Annotated in this window: 19 protein-coding genes and 2 pseudogenes; 9 read left to right on the plus strand and 12 right to left on the minus strand. The window is 72.6% G+C overall.

Features of this window, described 5'->3' with window-relative positions; all coding sequences use genetic code 11:
- Positions 1–494: 494 nt before the first annotated feature.
- The 4 genes and pseudogenes from KPL59_RS17945 to dnaA all read right to left on the minus strand — a co-directional run.
- Positions 495–1,079 (minus strand): annotated as a pseudogene (locus tag KPL59_RS17945) (transposase); the annotation flags it as partial.
- A 130-nt stretch (positions 1,080–1,209) separates the two neighbouring features.
- Positions 1,210–3,048: an IS1634 family transposase gene (locus KPL59_RS17950; protein WP_226359530.1), complete on the minus strand. Its 1,839-nt coding sequence runs from the start codon at positions 3,046–3,048 to the stop codon at positions 1,210–1,212.
- A 156-nt stretch (positions 3,049–3,204) separates the two neighbouring features.
- Positions 3,205–3,861: pseudogene (locus KPL59_RS17955) on the minus strand (IS256 family transposase); the annotation flags it as partial.
- A 572-nt stretch (positions 3,862–4,433) separates the two neighbouring features.
- Positions 4,434–6,191 (minus strand): chromosomal replication initiator protein DnaA, encoded by a 1,758-nt coding sequence (dnaA, locus tag KPL59_RS17960; RefSeq protein WP_226361459.1) that lies wholly within the window; start codon positions 6,189–6,191, stop codon positions 4,434–4,436.
- Positions 6,192–6,694: 503 nt separating this feature from the next.
- Here dnaA and rpmH point away from each other — a divergent pair.
- From rpmH to KPL59_RS18000, 8 genes are all read left to right on the plus strand, one after another.
- On the plus strand, positions 6,695–6,832 hold the full coding sequence (rpmH, locus tag KPL59_RS17965; RefSeq protein WP_020622600.1) for a 50S ribosomal protein L34: 138 nt from the start codon (positions 6,695–6,697) through the stop codon (positions 6,830–6,832).
- Positions 6,833–6,859: 27 nt separating this feature from the next.
- Complete coding sequence (rnpA, locus tag KPL59_RS17970; protein ID WP_226361460.1) at positions 6,860–7,246, plus strand: ribonuclease P protein component; 387 nt, start codon at positions 6,860–6,862, stop codon at positions 7,244–7,246.
- Positions 7,247–7,287: 41 nt separating this feature from the next.
- Complete coding sequence (yidD, locus tag KPL59_RS17975; protein ID WP_226361461.1) at positions 7,288–7,653, plus strand: membrane protein insertion efficiency factor YidD; 366 nt, start codon at positions 7,288–7,290, stop codon at positions 7,651–7,653.
- 40 nt (positions 7,654–7,693) lie between these two features.
- On the plus strand, positions 7,694–8,821 hold the full coding sequence (gene yidC / locus KPL59_RS17980) for a membrane protein insertase YidC (RefSeq protein ID WP_226361462.1): 1,128 nt from the start codon (positions 7,694–7,696) through the stop codon (positions 8,819–8,821).
- A 179-nt stretch (positions 8,822–9,000) separates the two neighbouring features.
- Positions 9,001–9,492 carry a protein jag gene (locus KPL59_RS17985; protein ID WP_374111659.1) on the plus strand — a complete coding sequence of 164 codons (492 nt, stop codon included), beginning with the start codon at positions 9,001–9,003 and terminating at the stop codon, positions 9,490–9,492.
- Positions 9,489–10,163 (plus strand): 16S rRNA (guanine(527)-N(7))-methyltransferase RsmG, encoded by a 675-nt coding sequence (gene rsmG, locus KPL59_RS17990; protein ID WP_226361464.1) that lies wholly within the window; start codon positions 9,489–9,491, stop codon positions 10,161–10,163. Before KPL59_RS17985 ends, rsmG begins: the two co-directional genes overlap by 4 nt.
- A gap of 70 nt (positions 10,164–10,233) precedes the next feature.
- Entirely contained in the window at positions 10,234–11,127 is an 894-nt protein-coding gene (locus KPL59_RS17995) for a ParA family protein (RefSeq protein WP_226361465.1), read from the plus strand.
- A 1-nt stretch (position 11,128) separates the two neighbouring features.
- Positions 11,129–12,100: a ParB/RepB/Spo0J family partition protein gene (locus tag KPL59_RS18000; protein WP_226361466.1), complete on the plus strand. Its 972-nt coding sequence runs from the start codon at positions 11,129–11,131 to the stop codon at positions 12,098–12,100.
- A gap of 1,603 nt (positions 12,101–13,703) precedes the next feature.
- Here the strand turns inward: KPL59_RS18000 and KPL59_RS18005 are convergent.
- Both KPL59_RS18005 and KPL59_RS18010 read right to left on the minus strand, forming a co-directional pair.
- The gene (locus tag KPL59_RS18005; protein WP_226361467.1) at positions 13,704–14,654 is read right to left on the minus strand and encodes a D-alanine--D-alanine ligase; all 951 of its coding nucleotides are present in this window, start codon (positions 14,652–14,654) and stop codon (positions 13,704–13,706) included.
- 89 nt (positions 14,655–14,743) lie between these two features.
- Positions 14,744–16,105 carry a PLP-dependent aminotransferase family protein gene (locus tag KPL59_RS18010; protein WP_226361468.1) on the minus strand — a complete coding sequence of 454 codons (1,362 nt, stop codon included), beginning with the start codon at positions 16,103–16,105 and terminating at the stop codon, positions 14,744–14,746.
- Between the two features lie 271 nt (positions 16,106–16,376).
- Here KPL59_RS18010 and KPL59_RS18015 point away from each other — a divergent pair, with 271 nt between their 5' ends.
- On the plus strand, positions 16,377–17,066 hold the full coding sequence (locus KPL59_RS18015; protein WP_075309295.1) for a GNAT family N-acetyltransferase: 690 nt from the start codon (positions 16,377–16,379) through the stop codon (positions 17,064–17,066).
- An 87-nt stretch (positions 17,067–17,153) separates the two neighbouring features.
- On the opposite strand, the gene KPL59_RS18020 is transcribed toward KPL59_RS18015, so the two are convergent.
- The 6 genes from KPL59_RS18020 to KPL59_RS18045 all read right to left on the minus strand — a co-directional run bounded on the left by KPL59_RS18020 (position 17,154) and on the right by KPL59_RS18045 (position 23,142).
- Entirely contained in the window at positions 17,154–18,314 is a 1,161-nt protein-coding gene (locus tag KPL59_RS18020; RefSeq protein WP_075309297.1) for an N-acetylmuramoyl-L-alanine amidase, read from the minus strand.
- 202 nt (positions 18,315–18,516) lie between these two features.
- Positions 18,517–18,843 (minus strand): thioredoxin, encoded by a 327-nt coding sequence (trxA, locus tag KPL59_RS18025; protein WP_020622767.1) that lies wholly within the window; start codon positions 18,841–18,843, stop codon positions 18,517–18,519.
- A gap of 50 nt (positions 18,844–18,893) precedes the next feature.
- Entirely contained in the window at positions 18,894–19,907 is a 1,014-nt protein-coding gene (gene trxB / locus KPL59_RS18030) for a thioredoxin-disulfide reductase (protein WP_149662695.1), read from the minus strand.
- Positions 19,908–20,099: 192 nt separating this feature from the next.
- Entirely contained in the window at positions 20,100–20,669 is a 570-nt protein-coding gene (locus KPL59_RS18035) for a hypothetical protein (RefSeq protein ID WP_226361469.1), read from the minus strand.
- A gap of 119 nt (positions 20,670–20,788) precedes the next feature.
- Positions 20,789–21,301, minus strand: coding sequence for a sigma-70 family RNA polymerase sigma factor (locus KPL59_RS18040; protein WP_020622546.1), 513 nt, complete (start codon positions 21,299–21,301; stop codon positions 20,789–20,791).
- 77 nt (positions 21,302–21,378) lie between these two features.
- Positions 21,379–23,142, minus strand: a complete 1,764-nt coding sequence (locus KPL59_RS18045) for a protein kinase family protein (protein ID WP_226361470.1) — start codon at positions 23,140–23,142, stop codon at positions 21,379–21,381.
- Between the last annotated feature and the right edge of the window lie 84 nt (positions 23,143–23,226).

Here is a 23,226-nt window from a genome sequence, read left to right on the forward strand (position 1 = left end):
GGGGTTCGCCGGGACGCTCACGGTAGAGCCTCGCCCCGACAGTTTCCACGCCACCCCGGTGCCCGTCGGTGTCCCCGTCCGTGACCCCCGTCCGGGGGTCGGTCCACACAGGTGTTCTTGGGAAGAAGAGATAGAGAGAGAACAACCGCAGTAGTACTAAGTCCTGTGCACAGTGTGGATGGAGCGCATCCGTGCTGGTCAGCAGGCCGCGTCGGCTGGGGACGCGGGGGTGGGGGCACCCGTTGACAGGTCCGTGGAGCGGTGGACCGACCGCGTCGACGCCCATCCGTCCCCGGTTCATCCCGGGTTCACCACAGAGTTGTCCACGGATCCCGGGCCATCCGTCCACGGGCCGGAGACGATCCATCCACAGAGTTGTCCCCAGATGTGGGTGAAAACGTGGTGGATCGTGGACCCTGGGTGACCGGGGGCACAGACAGGGTGACGTCCCCTCGGGTGGTGTAAGTCGCTCGCGAGGGTCTCTACAGGTCAGATCATGCCGTGATGAGTTCGGGCTCGGCCACCTCCTTGTCCTCCACCGCTGGTGTGGGGGCGAGCAGTGCCATGGTGGCTTCGCTGAGGTAGCGGCGGTCCCCGGCCTGCCACTCGTCGTGGGCCTCGGCCAGCACGGCACCGGCCAGCCGCAACAACGCCTCGGGGTTCGGGAACACCCCGACGACGTCGGTGCGGCGTTTGACCTCCTTGTTCAACCGTTCCAGAGGGTTGGTCGACCAGATCTTCTTCCAGTGCGCGACCGGGAAGTCCGCGAACGCGAGCAGGTCGGGGGCGGCGTCGCGCAGCATCGTCTCGACCTTCTCCGACTGGCGGCCAAGCATCGTGGCGATCACGTTGAGCTGCTCGCGGACCATGTCCGCTTTCGGTTGGGCGAAGATCGTACGGATCGCCGCGGCGACCATCTCGGCGTTGCCCTTGGGGACCTGGGCCAGCACGTTGCGCAGGAAATGCACCCGGCAGCGTTGCCAGGCCGTCCCGAGCAGGACCGCTGAGATGGCCTGGGTGAGCCCGGTATGTGCGTCGGAGATCACCAGCTGCCCCCCGCCGAGCCCGCGGGCCTTGACCCGGATTCCGCAGTTCGTGGGCAGATGTGAGGGCTGAATTCGGGGGTTGACCTGCAGGACCGCTGGTGTGGGAGCGGGGTGGGCGTGTGTCCATGCCCGCCGCGGTGCCTGTTGGCGCTGTTTGGGCTGGTTAGGCGGGGTCGAGGGTGGTGATCCGGGGTGGTGGGGTGACCCCGCAGGCCCGAAGAATGCCGGCCTGGGTGGTGGTGAGCTCGGTGGTCTGCACGACGGTGCCGGCCGGGCCGGTGAGGGTGATCGTGTGCAGCCGGCCCAGCTCGCGGGAGATGGTGCGCCAGGTGCGGCCGGTGCGGCGTTCGGCGACCCGGATCAGCAGCAGCGCCAGCCAGCAGAGCAGGACGTGGGCGCGGATGCGGAGTTCGAGGCGGTGGAACACCGGCCGCAGCTCGATGGTGGATTTCAAGTCGCGGAACCCGCGCTCGGCCTCCAGCAGGTTCTTGTAGCCCAGGGCGACGTCCTCGGCCGAGAGGTCCGGGTCGGAGGTGGACAGCAGGTACTTCCCGTCCAGCTTCGCTTCGGCGGCGATCTTGGTCCGGTCCAGTTGCAGCCGCCCGGACGGTGTCTGGCGCAGCCACCGGCCCAGGGCCGGGTGTTCACGCAGCGCGCATTCGGCCTTGACGTGCGCGGCCTCCTCACGTTCGGCGGCCCGGGCGGCGTGCCGCCACGCGGCCTTGCTGGTTGTGGTGGCGGCGCGGCGGGTGCGGGCGGCCTCGCGGGCTCGGGTGCGGGCGGACGCGATGCGGTCGAGCTCGGCGGAGATCCTGGCGATCGCGGCTTCGCGGGCGGCCTGGTCGCGTTCGGCCTCGTCGGGGTTGTGGCAGATGATCCACCGGACGCCGGGGGTGGAGTCGATCCGGACTTCCTTGACGCGCAGGTTGTCCCGAACCTGCTGGTAGCGGCCCTGGCGGGACAGTGCCTGGGCGGCGTGCGGGCTGCCGTCGCGCATCCGTTCGCCGGCGATGTAGTGCCCGCCCGCGCGCTGAAGGTAGGCCAGGTTGTCCCGGGAGGAGAACCCGCGGTCGACCACGGTGACCACGCGGCCCAGTCGCCACCCCCGTAGGTCGTCCTTGACCTGCGGCAGGATCGCCTGGTCGTTGGTGTTGCCGGGCCAGCACCAGCACCGGACCGGGATGCCTTCCCGGGTGACGGCCAGCCCGATGACGATCTGCGGCAGGTCCCGGCGGTGGTCCTTGGAGTGCCCGTAGCGCCGGAACCCGCCCGGGCCGCCTGGGCTTGCCACTGCGTCTGATCCGTCGACGCTGCTGTCGGTGCTGCTGTCGGTGCCCTCGGCGGGGTCGGGGTCCTCGGTGTCGCGCTCGAAGTAGGTGCTGGTCGTGTCGAAGAACAGCAGGTCGACCTCGAGGTTGAGCAGGTCCGCGACCGCGAAGAACACCGCCTCCTGCACCTTCGCGTCGGTGTCGGCCTCGATCAGCAGGTCCATCGCCCGATACGCCTGATCCTCGCTGAGCGCGTCCAGGCCGGGGATCGCCACGTCGTGGCCGACCCACTCGGCCGCGGCCAGCTTCGAGGACGGGTCGATCGCCCGGTTCGCCACCAGCGCGAACAGCACCCGCTCGACATCGGTGGTGAACCGGCGCCCACCCAGCACCTTGCGCAGGGCGGCCTCGACGTCCAGGGCCTTCCACAGCCCGTTCAGCAACCACGCCGCCCCGGCCGGGCGGGAGGCGATCAACCGCAGCCCCTCGGCCGCGGTACCGGCGCCCGCGGACTCAGCGGCGTCCGTGCCGGCGTCGGTGCCGGGTTCGCCCAGGTAGCGGTTGATCGAGCGGACCAGCCGGCGCAGCCCGTCGGGGTCCAGGCGGTCCTCCCGGCCGAGGTTGAGCAGCACGTTCGCCTTCGTGGTGGCACCGACGCGTTGGTTGTGGGCCAGGGCCAGGTAGCGCACGACCGAGCCGTCCTTGTTCCGCCGCTCGGTCGTCCGCAGATACATGACCGCAGCCGATCACACTCCGGGCAGCTCACACAAGCCTCAACCCGCCAAAACGTGTGCCCACGTTTTCGAGCACTCTCACGCAGGCGCAGCACGCTGACCAGGCCTTACTCCCCGCGGACCCCGCTCATGTGCCCATCAACTGCGGAACGCGGGCTTGAGGCTGCGCAGGAACGCGGTCCAGAACGCGCCGTCCTCGGAGTCGCCCACGGCGAACCCGAGGACCTCGCGCCACCCGTCGGCACGAACACCGGTGGCGATCACGACCGCTTGGGACACGACCCGGTGGTTGACCCTCGCCTTGCAGTAGGTCGCATCGAGGAACACGTAGGGAAACTTCTGGCCGGCCAGGCTGCGGTCGCGGAACGCGCCGACCTCGGTGTCGAGGTCGGCGCAGATCCGGGAGACCTCGGACTTCGAGATCCCCGAGTCCGCCCCGAGTGCTTTGACCAGGTCGTCGACCTTCCGGGTCGACACGCCGTGCAGGTAGGCCTCCATCACAACCGCGAACAGGGCCTGGTCGACTCGGCGGCGGCGTTCGAGCAGCGAGGGGAAGAAGCTCCCGGTGCGCAGTTTCGGGATCCGTAGTTCCAGGTCCCCGGCGGTGGTGGTCAGGGTGCGGGTCCGGTGTCCGTTGCGTTGGGCGGTGCGGGACTCGTTGCGTTCGTGGCGGCCGGCGCCGATGGTGTCGGTGAGCTCGGCCTCGATCAACGCCTGGTAGATCGTCTCGGCGGCGGTGCGGACACGGTCACCGACATCGGCGGCTTTGAGTGCCTCGAGGACTTCGAGCAGGGCAGACTGGTCCAGGGCCATCGCGTGGCGCCTTCCTCTCCGTGTTCCTTGGCGGGTACACGCAGAGACTCACGCGGTGGCCCCTTCCACGTGGTCAGACACGCCGGACAGGGCCGCTACTTCCACCACCAACGGGGACGCCACCCACAGACAGTTCGGCACTCCCGCGTTGCGCGAAGAACCCACAGACGTCTCACCCGTCACAGGGTTGTCGACGCAGCGTGACCGGCGGGTGAGCGCAAGCGATCACCGGGGCGAGTGGCGAAGCGCCGAGTGCCCTCTACCGGACGACGAACGGGAGGAGCGGGCCCGACACGCGGGTGGCGCCACGCCGGACCCGATCGGTATCGCGTCGACCGGGCCGGGCGCCACGGACGTCCGCGACGGCGGGGGTGCCGATCGCCCCGGGAGGGCGCCGAACGCGCCGCAGCGGCGATCTGGGGGGCTGTGGCCCCTGTGGGTTGCACGGGATCGGTCCCGGTGCGCGCGGTGACCGCCGCGAACGCGTCCTGCCAGGTCACGGCGGAGCCGGTCGGGCTGTGGAGAAGCGGTGCGACCGGTGGACAACCCGCCTCGGCGGACCCCGGCGGAGGTCAGTGCCGAGCGCGCAGCTTGATCCGCGCGGTCAGCTCCTGCACCTGCTCGAAGGTCTTCCGCCGGAGCGAGATCTCGTTGCGGATCTTCTTGTCGGCGTGCATGACGGTGGTGTGGTCCCGTCCGCCGAAGGTTTGCCCGATGCGCGGCAGCGACAGGTCGGTCAGCTCGCGGCACAGGTACATGGCGATCTGACGGGCCTGGGCGAGCGCCTTCGTCTTGCCCGGCCCGGACAGCTCGTCCAGCGTGAGGCCGAAGAACTCTGCGGTGACCGCCATGATCGTCGGGGCGGTGATCTCCGAGGCCGCGGAGTCCGGGATGAGGTCGCGCAGCACGATCTCGGCGAGCTGGGTGTCGACGGCTTGCCGGTTCAGCGACGCGAACGCCGTGACCCGGATCAGTGCGCCCTCGAGCTCGCGGATGTTGCGCTCGATCCGCTCCGCGATGAACTCCAGGACCTCACCGGGGACGGCGAGCCGGTCCTGGGCGGCCTTCTTCCGCAGGATCGCGATCCGAGTCTCCAGCTCGGGCGGCTGGATGTCGGTGATCAGTCCCCACTCGAACCGGGTCCGCATCCGGTCCTCGAGGGTCTCGAGGCGCTTGGGCGGCCGGTCGGAGGAGACGACGATCTGCTTGTTCGCGTTGTGGAGGGTGTTGAAGGTGTGGAAGAACTCCTCCTGCGTCCCCTCCTTGCCCTCCAGGAACTGGATGTCGTCGACCAGCAGCACGTCGACATCGCGGTAGCGGCGCTGGAAGGCGACCTTGCGGTCGTCGCGCAGGGAGTTGATGAAGTCGTTCGTGAACTCCTCGGTACTGACGTACCGGACCCGCATCCCGGGGAACAGCCGCTGGGCGTAGTGCCCGACGGCGTGCAGCAGGTGGGTCTTGCCCAGTCCGGACTCGCCCCAGATGAACAGCGGGTTGTACGCCCGCGCCGGTGCCTCGGCCACTGCGACCGCGGCGGCGTGGCTGAACCGGTTCGATGCTCCGATGACGAAGGTGTCGAAGGTGTAGCGCTCGTTGAGCCGGGTCTGCGACCGCGGCGCGACCGGGTCGCCCGCCTGCGGCGCGGTGTAGGCGGGCCACGAGGTCTGCCCGTCGCGTGAGCCCGGCTCGGGGCGACCGCCGGGCTGCGGCGCCCATCCCCCGGACGACGACGGCGGCTGCTCGGCCGACCAGCCGCGGTCGGTGCCGGAGGGGCCGGCGTCGTCGCGGCGGGACCCGCCGGCGAAGCCGTTGCCGTACCCGCCGTCGACGGCGGGCTGCGGCCCGGTGTCCGGGCCCGCGCCGTCGACGTGCTCGTGCGCGACGTGCTCGGGTGCGGGACCGGTGCCGTGGTCCCCGGTGGTCACTGCGGCCGGGGCGTCGCCCGCGCGGTCGCCGGTGCCGGTGTCACGGACGCTGTCCCCGGCGGTGACGCCGCGGTGCATGCCGAACCCGGGCGGGTCGGGGACCTCGGTGCCGCCGGACGCCGCGGAGGCATCGACGACGACCGCGAGGTTGACCGCCACGCCGAGGTGGCGGCCGAGGGCGTCGCTGATCGGTCTGCGCAGGATCCGCTCGATGGCGTCCTTCGCGAACTCGCTCGGGGCGGCGAGCAGCGCCGTGCCGTCGAGCAGGCCGAGGGGGCGGGTCAGGCGCAGGAACGCGCGCTGCTGCGGGGAGAGGGTGGGCGTACCGGACTCGGCCGACGCGCCGGAGAGATCGGCGATGACCCGGTTCCAGACCGCGCCGAGGTCGCCCGGCTGGTCGGTCATCCGCGTTTCCCCCTCCCGATCGGCCGCTGTCGGCGGTCTGCTCCCCCCGGAGCACTGGCGGTGAGCCGTCCGGACGCGCGGACTCGACCTCTGGGGCGATGTATCCCCAGAGTTGTCCACACTTGTGCGTAAAGGTACGCAGCAGGCCTCGGCCGGCGCGCATCGGGGCGTCGGTCGTCGGCCGTGTGGAGGTCTCGGTCGGGGTGCGCGAGGTCGTTGGTCCCGCGCCGGTCCCGGGCGGGGTCGGCGACGCTAGCAGCAGCCGTCGCGGCGGCCGGCCGGCGGGGTCGCGGCTCCAGGTGGGGGCGGTTTGACCCCCTCGAAACGCGCTGCGTACCCTTGACGACCGGACACCTGGTCGGATGGGCGTGTCGCGCCCGTCGAACGCGACGTCCCGCATTCCTGCGGTGTGTCGTGTGGCCGGTGGCCCGCGAACCCGAGCCAGTGACCGTAGACATCTCGGCGTCGCAGGACGCCTGCGAACCGCCGACCAGGAGCCGACCGTGAGCAAGCGTACTTTCCAGCCGAACAACCGCCGCCGGGCCAAGACGCACGGCTTCCGGCTGCGCATGCGCACCCGCGCCGGCCGCGCGATCCTCGCCGCGCGCCGTCGCAAGGGGCGCGGCAACCTCTCGGCCTGACGGCCGGCGCCCCCACCGGCCCGCGCCGTGCTGCCGGCACACGCCCGGCTCACCCGCCGGCCCGAGTTCGCCTCGACGATCAGGCGCGGACGACGCGCCGGCCGGTCGAGGCTGGTGGTGCACCTCGACCTGACCCGTCCCGGCGGCGTGCCCGAGCACGCCTCGCCGAGGGCGGGTTTCGTCGTGAGCAAGGCCGTCGGCAACTCCGTGGTCCGGCACCGGGTCGCCCGGCGTCTGCGGCACCTGGTCGCGGACCGGCTGGAGGCGCTGCCCGCAGGTGCCGCGCTCGTCGTCCGTGCGTTGCCGCCCGCCGGTGACGCCTCGTCCGCCGAGCTGGCGGCCGACCTCGACTCCGCACTGCGGGCGGCGCAGCGACCGCGCCGTCCCCGCCCGGCCACGGACGACGCGCGATGAGTACGGCACACGACGCGGCTCCGACGGGTGAGGAGGCTCCGATGGACGACGGAGGGCTCCCCGGCGCCCGTCCCGGCGTCGGCGCGCGGGCCGCGATGGCCGCGGTGCGCTGGTACCAGGTGTGGATCTCCCCGAACCTGATGCCGAGCTGCCGGTTCCACCCGAGCTGCAGCGCCTACTCGGTCGAGGCGTTCCGCGAGCACGGCTTCGTGCGCGGTCTCGGCCTCACCGTGTGGCGGTTGCTGAGGTGTGCCCCGTGGCACCCTGGCGGGTGGGACCCGGTCCCGCCGCGCCGGCGGCGCAGCGACGGGATCCCGCGCAGCGGCACCGAACCCGATCCCGGGCCGGAGCAGACGTCCACCGACCCGCCCCGGACCGAAGGCCTCTCACGCGGTACGGACCGCTGACCCGCGGGCCCCGCCCGAGACCACGAGGAGCAACGCAGCAGTGCTGGACTTCATCTACTACCCCGTCAGCTGGATCATGTGGGTCTGGCACAAGGTCTTCGGCTTCGTCCTCGGTGACGACAACGGGTTCGCCTGGGCGCTGTCGGTCGTCTTCCTCGTCTTCACGCTGCGCGTGCTGCTCTACAAGCCGTTCGTGGTCCAGGTCCGCTCCATGCGCAAGATGCAGGAGATGGCCCCGGAGATGCAGAAGCTCCGGAAGAAGTACGCGAACGACCGCCAGAAGCTCGCTACGGAGATGCAGAAGCTCCAGCAGCAGAACGGCGCCAACCCGCTGATGGGCTGCCTGCCCATCCTGGTGCAGATCCCGGTCTTCATCGGACTGTTCCACGTGCTCCGCGAGTTCAAGCCGGGCAAGACCGAGAACTACGTCTTCAACGCGGCGGAGAACGCCTCGTTCGTCGACTCCAGCCTGTTCGGCGCTAAGCTGGGCTCGGCAGTGTGGCCGCTGCAGAACACTGCGTCGGTCGCCGAGCTCGGCGGCAACCTCGTCTCGCAGTGGATCGTGATGATCCCGCTGATGATCGCGGCCGGCATCTTCACCCACATCACCGCGCGCCACTCGGTCGCCCGCCAGCAGGCGCAGATCGCCGCCGGCACCGTCGCGGCGAACCCGCAGGCCGAGATCATGCAGAAGCTGATGCTCTACGTGTTCCCGATCGGTGTCGTCGTCGGTGCGCCGTTCCTGCCGCTCGCGGTCCTCTTCTACTGGGTCGCCAACAACCTGTGGACCCTCGGCCAGCAGTACGTCGTTTACCGCAAGATCGACGCCGAGGAGTCGGACAAGGCCGAGAAGACCACCGAGTCCGCGAAGGCCCGCGCCCCGCGCCCCGGCCAGAAGCCGATCCGCGACGCCCGTCGCGGCACCGCGGAGGAGGTCCGCGAGATCGCCGACGAGCCGATCGACCCCGCCGAGGAGAAGGCCGCCGAGGCGGCGTCGCAGGCCCGCGCCACCGGGTCCGACGGTGCCTCCGCCGACACCGGCACCACCTCCGACGGGCAGCGCAACGGCGCGGCCCGCAACGGGAACGGGAACGGCCAGAAGAAGCCCGGGGCCAAGCCGGTGCAGAAGCGCCCGGGGGCCAAGGCCCGGCGCGGCAAGCGTCGCTGACGACCCCACCGCACGACCCCTGCACGACCCCACAGGCACGACCCCACAGACCCCGGCGCGCCCCGCCGGCCCCGGCGGACCCCACCGCCGCGCGGGCCCGGACGCGACGGACCGCGAACCGTTGACGAGAGGAGTAGCGCGTGCCCACCACCGCCAAGGAGCCTGCCGAGGGTCCGGACGTGCAGGACAAGCCGTCCGGCGAGAGCCTGCTGATCCAGGAGGGCGACGTCGCAGGTGACTACCTGGAGCGCCTGCTGGACATCCTGGACTACGACGGCGACATCGACCTCGACGTCGAGGGCGGCCGCGCCATCGTCAGCATCGAGGGAGCCGAGGACGACCCCGACCTGCAGAAGCTCGTCGGTGACAAGGGCTCGGTGCTGGAGAGCCTGCAGGAGCTGGCCCGTCTCGCCGTCCAGCAGCAGCTGGGCAGCCGCAGCCGGCTGATGCTCGACATCGCGGGCTGGCGACGGCACCGCCGCGACGAGCTCACCGCGCTCGGTCTGGAGACCGCCGAGGAGGTCAAGGCCAGCGGCGAGTCCGCGCGGCTGCGGCCGATGACGCCGTTCGAGCGCAAGGTCGTGCACGACGCCGTCGCCACCGTGAAGGGCGTCGTCTCCGAGAGCGAGGGCGAGGAGCCGCGGCGCCAGGTCGTGGTCCACAAGAAGTGACCACCTCCCCCATCCCGACCCCGGAGGTCGCGGAGAAGGTCTTCGGCGACCGGACCGGGCTGGCCGTCCGCTACGTCGAGCACCTCGCGACCTCCGGGATCGAGCGCGGCCTGATCGGCCCGCGCGAGCGGGACCGGTTGTGGGACCGGCACGTGCTGAACTGCGCGGTCCTCGGTGAGGTCGTGCCCGCCGACGCCCGGGTCGCCGACGTCGGCTCCGGGGCCGGGCTCCCCGGGATCCCGCTCGCCCTGGCCCGCCCGGACCTGCGGATCGTGCTGATCGAGCCGCTAGCCCGACGGGTGGAGTGGCTCGACGAGGTGCTGACCGATCTCGGCCTGGACATCGCCGTCGAACGGGGGCGTGCCGAGGAGCGGCCCGTTCTGCGACGATGGGAGGGGGCCGACGTCGTCACCGCCCGGGCCGTCGGACCGCTGGCCCGGCTCGCGGGCATCTGCCTGCCCCTGCTGCGGCAGGGGGGTGCGATGCTGGTGCTGAAGGGGGCCTCCGCCCCGGACGAGATCGCCCGCGACGCCGCGGCGGTCCGTGCGCTCGGAGGGGGCGAGCCCCGGATCCACGAGGCCGGAGCCGGTGTGGTCGATCCACTGACCACGGTGGTCGAGATCCCGCGGACCGGCGCGCCCCGCCGCATCCCGAGGAAGGAACGGCGATGATGGGTGCCGGAGCGCCGTTTCACGTGAAACACCGACCGGGCACGAACCGTCCAGGAAGCGAGGGTCGCGCATGAGTGCCGGATGGACCCCCATCGCGGACGAGGCCGAGCGGGCCGCACGCGTCCTGCACCCCGACCGGCACGGCATGCCCCGCCCGGCCGCGCGCCGCATCATGAGCGTCGCGAACCAGAAGGGCGGGGTCGGGAAGACCACGAGCACGGTCAACCTGGCCGCTGGGCTGGCCCTGCACGGCATCCGGGTGCTGGTGATCGATCTCGACCCGCAGGGCAACGCGTCCACCGCGCTCGGCGTCGAGCACCGCACCGGCACGCCGTCGGTGTACGAGGTGATGCTCGGCGAGATCCCGCTCGAGGAAGCCGTCGCGGTCAGCACCGCGTCGCCGAACCTGCTCTGCCTGCCCGCCACGATCGACCTGGCCGGCGCCGAGATCGAGCTCGTCAGCATGGTCGCCCGGGAGTCCCGGCTGGCCCAGGCGCTCAACGACGAGCCGCTGTCCCGTCTCGACGTCGACTACGTGCTGATCGACTGCCCGCCGTCGCTGGGGCTGCTGACGGTCAACGCGCTGGTCGCGGCGTCCGAGGTGCTCATCCCGATCCAGTGCGAGTACTACGCACTGGAGGGGCTCGGGCAGCTGCTGTCCAACATCGACCTCGTCCGCTCGCACCTGAACACCTCGCTGCACGTGTCGACCATCCTGCTGACCATGTACGACGGCCGCACCAAGCTCGCCGACCAGGTGACCTCCGAGGTCCGCCAGCACTTCGGCCCGACGGCCCTGCGGACGGTCATCCCGCGCAGCGTCAAGGTCTCCGAGGCCCCCGGCTACAGCCAGACCGTGCTGGCCTACGACCCCGGCTCGCGCGGCGCGATGAGCTACATCGACGCGGCCCGTGAGATCGCCGAGCACGGGGCGAGCGGCGCCTACCGCCCGGACGGTCGCTGAGATGGCCGAGCGCAAGGGTGGACTGGGCCGCGGCCTCGCCGCGCTCATTCCCACCGGCCCGTCGGAGGCCGGTGACCGGCCCGGGGGCAACGGACCCGGTGCGCCCCTGCACCGCCCGGGCCCGGCCGTCCGACGCGACGACCACGATCCCGAGACCCCGGTCGTCGACGGCGGGGCGGAGTACCGCGAGATCCCGCTGCGGCGGATCGTCCCCAACCCCAAACAGCCGCGGACCCAGTTCGACGAGGACCAGCTCGCCGAGCTGGAGCACTCGATCCGTGAGTTCGGGCTGCTGCAGCCGATCGTCGTCCGGCGGGCCGGTGTCGACTACGAGCTGATCATGGGTGAGCGCCGGTGGCGCGCCGCCCAGCGTGCCGGGCTGGAGACCTTGCCCGCGATCGTCCGGCACACCGCCGACGACGTAATGCTCCGCGACGCGCTCCTGGAGAACATCCACCGCGTCCAGCTCAACCCTCTCGAAGAGGCGGCCGCCTACGAGCAGCTGCTCGCCGAGTTCGGCGTGACGCACTCCGAGCTCGCCGACCGGCTCGGTCGCAGCCGGCCCGTCGTCACCAACATGATCCGGCTGCTGAAGCTGCCGGTGTCGGTGCAGCGCCGGGTCGCCGCCGGGGTGCTGTCGGCCGGGCACGCGCGCGCCCTGCTCGGCCTCGAGGACGCCGGGCAGCAGGAGGACCTGGCCACCCGGATCGTCGCCGAGGGCATGTCGGTCCGCGCGACCGAGGAGGCCGTCGTGCTCGCGCGGCAGGAGGGGCCCCCGCGGGAACGCCGGGTCCGCCGTCGCGGCGAGCAGCGTCCGGAGTTCGTCGAGCGTGCCGACCGGCTGGCCGACATGTTCGACACCCGGGTGAAGGTCGAGATGGGTCAGCGCAAGGGCCGCATCGTCGTCGAGTTCGGGTCGGTCGAGGACCTGGACCGGATCACCGGGCTGATGGGCATCAGCGACCGCGACTGATAGGCACACCTGTCCCCTGCCCCGACGGCCGTCGTCCCCGTGGACGGCGGCCGTCGGCGTTTCCGGGTTCCTGTTCGGACGCGAGGTACCGAGCCGTGGAGCGGATCTGAGGGCGCCCTGAGATGGTCTCTGGGATGTCGTTCGGACATCCTGCTTGTGGGGAGGCCGGGTTGGGTCTCGGGAGGCGCAGGGAGCCACTGAGGCACGGATGATGTCCGAGTCGTCCGCTGTCTGGCCCTCTCGCTCTCAGCTGGGGCGAAACGGTCGCAGTGCGACCCGATCTGTCGTACGTACGTCTACATCCGGCCATGTCGACGGTGGCTGGAGTCCGCTCGGTGCGTCACGGGGCGGCGATGACGGGTTCGGGTGGTGCCGGGACGGGATGGTGGTCGGGGCGGCGCCTGCCGTGGGCGTGCGTGACCGGAGTGGGGTGGGGTCGCGGCTCCCGGTGGCGGTGTCGACCGTCGGTTCGGGGCGTAACCCGGACCGCGGGTGGAGCGACGCCGTGGTTGCCCGTGGAGCGGCTGTTTCACGTGGAACATCGACGGAGGCAGGGCTGGGTGTCGGTCTGCGCCGGGCCAGCGGTCGCGCTCTGCCCGGCGCTGCACGGACTCTCGCTCCAGCCTGGTACCGAACCTGGCAGCGCGGAACCCCGTCGATACAGAACCCGGCGATGTAGAACCTGGCGATGCCGGGCCAGCCTGCGTGTGGACGGACCCTGCGGGGCAGGACGAGGTGGCACGGTGAGAACGAGCCGGTGCGCCGCCACAGAAGCCCGGCCACGCCCCGGGCGAGGCAGATCAGATCGACCGACACCCGGCTCCGTGCGCGCATGTTTCACGTGGAACATCGTGCGGACGGTCGGGTGGCCCATTGGCGCCGAACCGCCCGCCCGTGGCGCGCATGCCGTCGCTCCCGGCGTCTCGCTGTGCGTGGCCTCGACGACCGCCCGGTCGCGCCCGCGTCCCACAAGACCGGTTCTCGGTCGTCGTCCTGCTGGAGCGGAACCGGTCGTGGTGCGCATCCGAACCGGTCCTCCTCCGGACTCGACGCGCCGGCACAGCGGGGACAGCCGCGGTGCGAGATCGCGGTCTGCCGGTGGGCGTCGGACACCGGTACTCGGCGGTGTGCCTCGCGTGTCCCCGCGTCGCCGGAGACCTGTCCGTTCCCCCTCCGGGCGCTATCGGCGGTCCTCCGGGGATGCCCGCCCGACACCGGCGCGACGGCCCCTGCGGCATACCGGCTTCGGCCGGGCCCGGGGGGTGGGACGGATGCGCCCGTCGGGCGACCCGCCACGGTGGTGCGTGCTGCCTGGCAGCCCGACGCCACCCACGTCTCCCCCGGTGACCGCGATCGAGCCGCGCGGGGAGTGGACGACGATCCTTCCTGTGCACGGCGCGAAGGTGGGCCGCGCCGCCCGGTTCCCCGTGCGCGCGACCCGGAGCTCGTCCGCGTCGGGCCGGTGGAGCTCCGAGCGTCGACGCGCGGGAGACCGACGCCTCCGTCATGCGGGTCCCGCTCCGGGAGACCGGTCCCGTCGCCGGCGTGCTCGGCCGATGTTCCACGTGAAACCACACGGCTGTGGTTCCACGTGGAACATCGCTCAGCCCTGTCGGGCCGCTGCGCGCTCGACGAGCGCCAGGTAGACCGTCGCGAGATCGGAACCGTCCGCGGCCACCGCGGTCGGGAGCAGCGAGGTGTCGGTCAGGCCTGGCGACACGTTCATCTCCAGGACGTGCACGTGACCGTTGGCGTCGACGATCGCATCGGTGCGCGACACGTCGCGCATGCCCAGCAGCCGATGTGCGGCCAGCGCGGTCTCTGCCAGCGTGTCCAGGATGTCCGACGGCAGCCGTGCCGGGCAGTGGAACGTGGCCGCACCGGGCGTGTAGCGGGACGTGTAGTCGTAGAACCCGGACTGCACCTCCACCTCCACCGCGGGCAGTGCGCGGGGTTCCTCGCGGTCGTGGACGACCGACACCGCGACCTCGGTCCCGGCGACGAACTGCTCGACGAGCACCGTCTCCGCGTAGGCGAAGCAGCTGACCATCGCGGCCGGGAGGTCCGCCGCGTTCCGGACCACCTGCACGCCGAGCGCCGAGCCGCCCTGGTCCGGCTTCAGCACCAGCGGCAGCCCCAGCCGGTCGACGATCGCGCCGAGCACACCCTGGGCGCCCAGCTCGCGGAAGGTCGAGTGCGGCAGGGCGACCCAGTCGGGCGTGGACAGGCCCGCTCGGACGAGCTCGGCCTTCACGCTCGGCTTGTCCCACGCCCGCCGGCACGCCCCCGACGGGGTCCCGACGAACGGGATGCCCAGTAGCTCCAGCACCTGCTGTACGGCGCCGTTCTCCCCCTCGCCCCCGTGCAGTGCGACGGCGACCGCGTCCGGTCGGTCGGTCGACAACCGCTCCAGCAGGCGCGCGTCGACGTCCCACTCGCGAACGTCGACACCGTTCGCGCGCAGCGCGCCCGCCAGTCGACGACCGGATCGCAGGGACACCTCACGCTCGTGGGACAGGCCTCCGGCCAGCACGGCCACCGTTCGATCGCTCACGCGGGCATTCTGCGCCATCCACGGGAACGCCCCGGACCGGGAGCCGGTCCGGGGCGTTCCACGTGAAACATCGCCGTCCTGGGACGGCGTCAGGTGGTGTCCGGCGACGGGCTCTGGGTGCCCCGGCTCAGCTCGGGGCGGACCGGCGTCCCGAAGGTCCGCACGACCTCCATCTCGGCCTCCAGGACCGCCGCGAGCCGCCGCACGCCCTCGGTGATGCGCTCGGGCGTCGGGAAGCAGAACGACAGCCGCAGCTGCCGGCTGCCGAACCCGTCGGCGTAGAAGCCGGTGCCGGACGCGTACGCGACCCGCGCGGTCACCGCGCGGGGCAGCATCGCCTTCGTGTCGACGCCCTCCGGCACGGTCAGCCACACGAAGAACCCGCCGTCGGGGACGTTCCAGCTACCGCCCTCGGGCAGGTACGTCTCCAGCGCGGCCAGCATCGCGTCGCGGCGCTCTCGGTAGTTCTCGCTGAACGTCTTGATCTGGCTGCGCCAGTCGTGGTGCGACAGGTAGCGCGACACCAGCATCTGCGTGAACGACGGCGGGCACAGCGTCGCCGACTCCGCGGCCAGCACCAGCCGGTCCCGCACCAGCGGCGGCACCAGCGCCCAGCCGACCCGCAGCCCGGACGCGAACGTCTTCGAGAACGACCCCAGGTACAGCACGTCCGGGTCGTAGGACCGCAGCGCCGGGTGCACCTCGCCGTCGAAGCCGAGCATCCCGTACGGGTTGTCCTCGACGACCATGACGCCGTAGCGGCGGCACAGCTCCAGGATCCGCGGCCGGCGCTCGTGCGCGAGCGTCACGCCGGCCGGGTTGTGGAAGTTCGGGATCGTGTAGAGGAACTTCGGGACGACGCCCTGCCGGGCCAGGGACTCCAACGCCTCGTGCAGCAGCTCCGGGACCAGCCCGTGCTCGTCCATCGCGACGTGCACGACCCGCGCCTGGTAGGCGGCGAAGCTGCCCAGCGCGCCGACGTAGGACGGCCCCTCGGCCAGGACGACGTCACCCGGGTCGACGAAGATCCGGGTCAGCAGGTCGAGGGCCATCTGCGAGCCGACGGTGACGACGACGTCGTTCGGGTCGGCCTCGATGCCCTCCTCGCGCATGACCTCGCAGATCTGCTCGCGCAGCTGCGGGACGCCCTGGGCGGAGCCGTACTGCAGCGCGGACATGCCGTCCACGTCGACCAGCTCGGCCACCTCACGGGCGAGGGACTGCAGGGGCAGCGCCGCCAGGTTCGGCATGCCGCCGGCCAGCGAGACGACCTCGGGGCGGCTCGCGACGGCGAACAGCGCCCGGATCTCCGACGCCGTCATCCCGGCGGTGCGGGTCGCGAAACGCTCGGTGGGGGCGAGCGGGACCACGGCCCCCTCCCCTGCCGCCGCTGCTGCCGCGGCCGCGGGACGGCGGACGTCGGGCTGCTGCGGGCGGTCGGGCAGGGTCATCGCGTGCTCCTCTGCGAAGGGAAGGACCCGCCGAGTGTAACCGCGACGGGTGATCGGCCCGCCCTTCGTCGTGACGTTCGTACCGGTGAGCACTCTCGGGGTGACGGGATCGCGGAAATCCACCTAGTCTCGGGCTGCGCGGGTCACTGGACCCGGGGGTGGCCAGGGGGACGGCCGCTCCGGCGCCGGGGTCGGGACCACGCCCCCGGACGGGCCGGACCGCGCAGCAGCGCGTGCAGCGCGTGACGACGACATCCGGAGGTCGGTTTCCGTGTCCTGGCATGTTGCCGCGCTCAACCTCGACAACCTCGGCGATCTGCCGAAGCGGTGTCGGAACTGCGTCTACTGGGAGCTCTCGCCCCAGCTGGCGGAGCAGGCCGAGGGGTACGGCACGACCGACCTGGAGAAGGAGGCCTGGCTGTCCGAGGTGCTCCTCGAGTGGGGTTCCTGCGGCCGGGTCGTCTACGTCGGCGGTGCCCCGGCGGGGTACGTGCTGTTCGCGCCGCCGGCGTCGGTCCCCCGCGCCACCGAGATGCCGACCGGCCCGGTCAGCGCCGACGCCGTCCTGCTGACCACGATGCAGGTGGCTCCGGAGTTCTCCGGCGAGGGGCTGGGCCGGGCGCTCGCCCAGGCCGTCGTGAAGGACCTGACCCGGCGCGGGGTGAAGGCCGTGGAGGCGTTCGGCGACGCCCGCCCCGGCACCGAGTCCGACTGCGTCGTCCCCGCGGACTTCCTGCGCTCGGTCGGTTTCAAGACCGTCCGCCCGCACCACCGCTGGCCGCGGCTGCGGATGGAGCTGCGCTCGGGGCTGGAGTGGAAGTCCGACGTCGAGGCCGCGCTCGAACAGCTGTTCAACACGGTGACCATCCCGATGCAGAGCGCGGCGCCGCGTCCGACGGCGACACCGGCCCGCGCGGGGTCCTGCCGACTGTCGTTCACGCCACCCACAGGGACGATCTGAGGGCGCCCTGAGCGGGCCGTGAGCGGCCTGCCGGGCTCGGCCCCGAGTGACGGGGGCCGAGCCGGGTTCTGCAGGTCGTGGCGGGCCTCAGACGGCCCGGATCTCGTCCCGGGTGTACTCGCGGGCCAGCACGTCGTTGAAGGTGAACGTGCCGGTGGGCTGGTCGTCCTGCCCGAGCAAATAGAGCCGCTTGACGGCGACGAGGATGCCCTCGGCGACGACGTCACGGAAGCCGGGGTCGAGCAGCTTGCGGCGGTCCCCGAGATGCGTCAGGTACCCGACCTCGACGCGGACGGCCGGCATCCGGGTCCGGCGCACCAGCTCCCAGGTGCACGTCTGGCTACGGCAGTCGAGCATCGAGGTCCGGGTGAGCAGCTCGCGCTGGATCAGCCCGGCGAGCGCCTCGCCGACATTGGACGTGGTGCCCGACCCGTTGCCGAAGTAGTAGGTCGCCAGACCCTGCGCGTGCGGGCTGAAGCTCGCGTCGGTGTGCAGCGACACGACCAGGTCCGCGCCGACGTCGTTGGCGAACTGCGCGCGCTCGCTGTCCGGCGGGTTGCCGTTCTCCGGGCGGGAGAGCAGGGCCTCCATCCCGGTGGCCGACATGCGGCCGACGACCCGGCGGGCGAGGTCCCACATCAGGTCGGCCTCGGTGACCCCGCCGACGTCGACGCCGCGGTCGTGTCCGCCGTGGCCCGGGTCGATGACGATGCGCTTGCCACGCATCCGCGGCCCGGCACGGCGCAGCAGCTCCTGCTCACGCAGCAGATGCGGACGACCGCCGGTGACCTTGCGGCCGAGCTGGCGCAGTGCGCGCAGCGTCTCCGGCCCGCAGACACCGTCGGGGGTCATGCCGTAGTCCCGCTGGAAGCGGATCAGGGCCTGCTCGGTCTGCTGGTCGAACAGCCCGCTCGGCCGGCCCGGGTTGTACCCGAGCTCGAGCAGGCGTTCCTGCAGGTGGGCGACGTCGTCGCCGGTGGTGGGGGTGGAGAGCGTGAACGACAGCATCCGGTCGCCCAGGCTCCATCCCGCCTCCCGCAGCGCACGGGCGGTGTCCGGGCCGACGATGCCGTCGGTGATCAGGCCACGGCCCTGCTGGAACATGCGGACGGCGCGGTCCACGCCGTCGTCGAACATGTCCTGGGCGCGCGAGCCCGGCGGCACCGCCGGGAGCAGACCGAGCTGTCCCAGCGTCGTCCGGATCTCGCGTACGGCCGGACCGCAGTCCCCGCGCCGGAGCAGCTGCATGCACCCCTCGCTCGCAGTCGTGAGGCGCCGTGCGACGCCCGTGATGGGTCGGTTTCGCCCGGTGACCGGACGCGTGCCGGACTCATTGTGCCCTGCCCGACCCCCGGAGGAGTGGAGCGGGGCGGATACGCGCGTGTCCCGGTTGTGATCAACCGGGACACGCAGCGTGATATCTGTGCGCTATACGGCGCACGGAGTGTGATCAGATGTGGTCGGCGAGATCGGCGAGCAGCGCCGCCTTCGGCTTCGCGCCCACGATCTGCTTCACCGGCTTGCCGCCGGAGAACAGGATCATCGTCGGGACCGACATGACCTGGTAGTCGCGAGCGACCTCCGGGTTGGCGTCGATGTCGAGCTTGGCCACGGTCAGCTTCTCGGAGTTCTCGCCCGCGATCTCGTCCAGCACCGGGGCGACCATCTTGCACGGGCCGCACCAGGTGGCCCAGAAGTCGACCAGGACGGGCTTGTCGCTCTTCAGGACGTCCTGGTCGAACGAGCTGCTGGTGACGTCGACGGTGTTGTTGCCCATGGGGTTCTCCTTCGGTCGCGGATGCGGGTCTGGTGGGTGCCGGTGGGCGGTCAGTGCGCGGCGTCGGCGACGGCGGCCGCCGGGGCGGTCTCCTCGGAGCCGTAGCTGCCACCGACCAGCTCGGAGCTGATCTCGTGGCCGGCCAGCCAGCGCTCGGCGTCGATCGCGGCCGAGCAGCCGGAGCCGGCGGCGGTGATCGCCTGGCGGTAGGTGTGGTCGACGAGGTCGCCACAGGCGAAGACGCCCGGGACGTTCGTGTAGGTGGTACGTCCGTCCACCTTCACGTACCCCTCGTCGTCGACGTCGACCTGGCCCGCGACCAGCGCGCTGCGCGGGTCGTGGCCGATCGCGACGAACATGCCGGTGACGTCGAGCGTGCTGGTCTCACCGGTCACGGTGTCGCGCAGCTGCAGCTGCTTGACCGAGCCCTCGCCGGTCACCGCGGTGACCTCGGAGTTGGTGCGCCAGCGCATCTTCGGGTCGTTCTTCGCGCGCTCGTACATGATCTTCGAGGCACGGAACTCGTCGCGACGGTGGATGACCGTGACGGTCTCGGCGAAGCGGGTGAGGAAGGTGGCCTCCTCCATCGCCGAGTCGCCACCGCCGATGACGGCGATGTTCTGGTCGCGGAAGAAGAAGCCGTCACAGGTGGCGCACGAGCTGACACCGCGGCCGAGGAGCTCCTGCTCGCCGGGGACGTGCAGGTAGCGAGGGGCGGCACCCATCGCGAGGATCACCGCACGGGCCCGGAAGGTCTCCTTCCCGACCCGCACCTCCTTGACGTCGCCGTCGAGGCGGACCTCGTCGACGTCCTGCGGGCGCAGGTCGGCGCCGAAGCGCTCCGCCTGGCCGCGCATCTGCTGCATGAGCTCGGGGCCCATGATCCCCTCGGTGAAGCCCGGGTAGTTCTCCACCTCGGTCGTGGTCATCAGGGCGCCGCCGAACTGGCTGCCCTCGAACACGAGCGGGGCGAGCTGGGCCCGCGCGGCGTACACCGCGGCGGTGTAGCCGGCCGGCCCGGACCCGATGATGATCAGGTTGTGCACCGTGTCGTCGGTGGTCACCGGTACCGATCCCTCCTGGCACGCCCGCGAGACGGGCGCGATGACGGGGCCTGCGGGTGCCGGCCCTGCTGGCCGGCTCCTGCGTCGTGGCTGCCGTATGGCTCGAACGCGATCCTAGACAGGGGCATTCCCGCCCGTCGGTCCCGCCGAAGGTGGCCAGGGTGACGCGGGCGTCGCCGGTGCCCGGCCGGGTCAGCCGGTGGTGGTCCCGGTGGTGGTCTCGGCGAGCACCCGTGCGGAGCCCGGCCCGCAGTCCGGTGGTACGACGACGAGCCGGTAGCGGCCCCGTTCCGGTGCGCCGAGGACCAGCAGGACCGCCGGACGGCCGTCCACGACGTGCGGGCGGGCCGCCAGGAACGGCGCGTCCGGCCGGGCGGCGCCGGCCGCGGTGAGGCAGGCGCGGACCCGGGCGGGGTCGTCGAGCGCACCGACGGGTGCCGCCGCGCCCGCGGCGGCGGACCGGAGCTCCTCCGGCGCGGTCCCGACGACCGGGACGACCTCCGGGACCGTGGGGGCGAGCGCGGCCGCACCGGCGACGGAGACGACGACTGCCGCCGCGGCGACGGCGAGCGCCCGCCAGGGGGTGCGCCGGAGGCTGTGGGCGGCGCTGCGTCCGGCGGTCCTCAGCGGGCCGCTCCCGCCTACCGGGAGCGCGTGGGAGTGCGGTCCGGTGGCGCTCCCCGACGCCTCCGCGACGAGCCGCGCCCGCATCCGCGCCGCCACGTCGTCCGGCATCGCCACCGGGCCGAGCTCCCGGGCCACCCGGGCTCCGACCTCGGCGAAATCTTCCTCGTCGACATGACACGAAGCAGGTGATGCGCGGTTGTCGTCGTTCTGACGATTGACGCGGACCTCATTGTCGTCGAACCGGTGAGAACTACTCATCCCTCGTCCTCCCGCAGCACAGGGGCCAGCCGGGCCCGTGCGCGGGCCCGGCGGCTCTTCACCGTCCCGGGCGCCACGGCCAGCATCTCCGCCGCCTCCGCGACGCCGTAGCCGAGGCCGTCCACGAGCACCAGGGCGGCCCGCTGGTCCGCCGGCAGCAGGGCCAGCGCGTCGGAGACGGCGAGCCGCACCACGAGCCCGCCCGCGTGGTCCCGGGCGGCGACGACGGCCTCCAGCGTCCGCAGCCGGTCCCGCCGCCGCCCGGCCGCGCGGAGCCGGTCGACGCAGTCGTTCACGAGGATCCGGTGCAGCCACGTCCCCGTCGCCGCGTCACCGCGGAACCCGGGCGAGCGGAGCGCGGACAGGAACGCCTCCTGCACCGCGTCCTCGGCCTCGGCCCGGTCGCCGAGCATCCGCAGGGCCACCGACCAGAGCCGGTCGGCGTACCTCCGGAACATCTCGTCCAGGTCGGGCTGGGCCCGGTCCGGGATCCGGTCGACGGTCGTCACCCGCGCACGGTAGGCAGCGCGACGGAGTGCCCACGGGCGTTGCCGGGCCGGTCCGTCGCGATCGCGAACGGGTCAGCTCAGGGGGCGGTGCGGCGGAAGGTGACGTCGTCGATCTGGGTCTGGTTGTTCGGACCCAGGTTCGTGATCCACAGCAGCACGTGCTGGGTGGGGCGGCTCGGGTCGAGCTCCACCGTCGTCCGTCCCGCGGACAGGGTGACGGTGTCGAGCAGCGTCGTGTCCGCCAGCGTCGGCGCGGCGGACGGGGCCGAGCGGACCTGCACGACCGCGCCCGCGGTCGGCGAGTCGATGGTGAGCCCGGTGAGCGGTTCTGCGGCGCCGAACGAGGCCAACACGCCGATCCCGGGCTTGAGCGCCGGGAAGGGCTGGAAGTAGCGGCTCGTACTCCACACGGTGGAGGGGTCACCGTCGACGACGTTGCCGACGGTGCCGGCGTTGTCCGCGTCGCCGACCGGGTCGAACACCGTCGCCGACACGCCCTGCACCGCGACGCCCGTCCCCGACGGCGCGGCCGGGCCCTGTGGGGCGGGCACCTGCTGCTGCACCGGTGCGCTCGCCGCGGGCGGGATCACGACCGGCGGGGTGCCACCGCCACCGAACAGCATGCCCAGCTGCACGGCCACCCACCCGAGCAGGGCCAGCACGCCGACGGCGAGCACTCCGAGACCGATCCGCAGGTTGCGGCGGCGCCGGGGGTCGTTGCGGGTGTCGGGCAGCCGGTCGGAGTCCTGCCACACGTCGTCCGGCTCGGCGGGGGCGCCGTCGTGCACCGGCGGGAAGAACGCCTGGTCGGCGTCCTCCGCGACGACGTCCGCCAGCATCCGGTGCATCGCCGCGGCGGTGTGCACCCGGCTGACGCCGTCGCCCTGGCCGAGCGCTCCGCTGCACAGCGTGTCCAGCTCCAGCGGCACCCCGGGGCGCAGCTGCGACGCCGGGCGCAGCCGGCCCGCGGGCGTGCGGTCGGCGGCGACGAGCCCGGCCCGGGCGGCGTCGGACACCGACAGCGGCCAGCGCCGGGTGAGCAGGCAGTAGAGGATCCCGCCGAGCCCGCGGACGTCGTCGGCGGCGGACACCGACGGGCGCGGGAGCAGGAAGGCCAGCATGGCGCGGCCGTCCGGGGTGATCCGGACCCGCTGCGGGTGGTCGCAGCCGAGGACCAGGCCCTGCTGGTGGGCCTCGGTGGCGGCGGCCGCCAGGGTCTCGACGGCCTTCGCGGCCCGCTGCGCGCGGACCGGGCCCTCGGCCACGGTCTCGGCCAGCGACCGCCCGGGCACCCACTCGGCGACGGCCGCGCCCAGGACGTCGGCCGGCAGGCCGTGCGTGCCCGGGGCCAGGACGTCGAGCAGCCGGGCACTGCCGGAGTGCTCGAAGCAGCCCGAGCGCAGGGCGCGCACGATCATCTCACCGGCGCGGGCGGTGCCCTCGGGGTCGTCGGAACGGTCGTCGGCGGGCAGCCTGCGCAGCAGCGTGACGCCGACGGGACGGCGCAGCACGGTGTCCTCGGCGCGCCAGAACTCCGCCCCGGCGGCCGGGTCGGACCCGATCCGCTGGCGGAGCACGTAGCGCTCGGTGAGCGGCGAACCCGCCGTCGTGCTCGCGGTCTCGCGGACGGCCGGGATGCGCTCGGTGGGCCGGGCCTGGGCCGGAACGGCGGGAACGGCGGCCGTCGGCTGCTCGTCCGCGGGCGCCCCGGCGGTCCCGGGCGCGTCGGCGGTCGCCGCGGCGTCGACGGGGTCGAGCGACGGGTGCGGACGAGGTGCCGCGTCGTCCTCGACGGGGTGGGGGCCGGTCCGGGCAGTGCGCTCGCCGATCTGCCCGCTCAACGGCCTCGCCCTCCCCTGGCGCTCGGTGTCGTGTCCGGCGTCAGCCTACGGCACTCGGTCGGATGCGGACGAGCCGAGAACACG

It is taken from the genome of Pseudonocardia sp. ICBG1142 (assembly GCF_020496255.1).
Taxonomy (GTDB): Bacteria; Actinomycetota; Actinomycetes; order Mycobacteriales; family Pseudonocardiaceae; genus Pseudonocardia.

Excerpts from the sequence above, each read along its gene's own strand:
- yidD (WP_226361461.1), top strand. The coding sequence starts at position 7,288 with ATGGACGACGGAGGGCTCCCCGGCGCCCGTCCCGGCGTCGGCGCGCGG.
- KPL59_RS18010 (WP_226361468.1), bottom strand. The coding sequence starts at position 16,105 with ATGACCCTGCCCGACCGCCCGCAGCAGCCCGACGTCCGCCGTCCCGCG.
- trxA (WP_020622767.1), bottom strand. The coding sequence starts at position 18,843 with ATGGGCAACAACACCGTCGACGTCACCAGCAGCTCGTTCGACCAGGAC.
- KPL59_RS17995 (WP_226361465.1), top strand. The coding sequence starts at position 10,234 with ATGAGTGCCGGATGGACCCCCATCGCGGACGAGGCCGAGCGGGCCGCA.
- KPL59_RS17950 (WP_226359530.1), bottom strand. The coding sequence starts at position 3,048 with ATGTATCTGCGGACGACCGAGCGGCGGAACAAGGACGGCTCGGTCGTG.
- KPL59_RS18000 (WP_226361466.1), top strand. The coding sequence starts at position 11,129 with ATGGCCGAGCGCAAGGGTGGACTGGGCCGCGGCCTCGCCGCGCTCATT.
- KPL59_RS18020 (WP_075309297.1), bottom strand. The coding sequence starts at position 18,314 with ATGCAGCTGCTCCGGCGCGGGGACTGCGGTCCGGCCGTACGCGAGATC.
- dnaA (WP_226361459.1), bottom strand. The coding sequence starts at position 6,191 with ATGACCGACCAGCCGGGCGACCTCGGCGCGGTCTGGAACCGGGTCATC.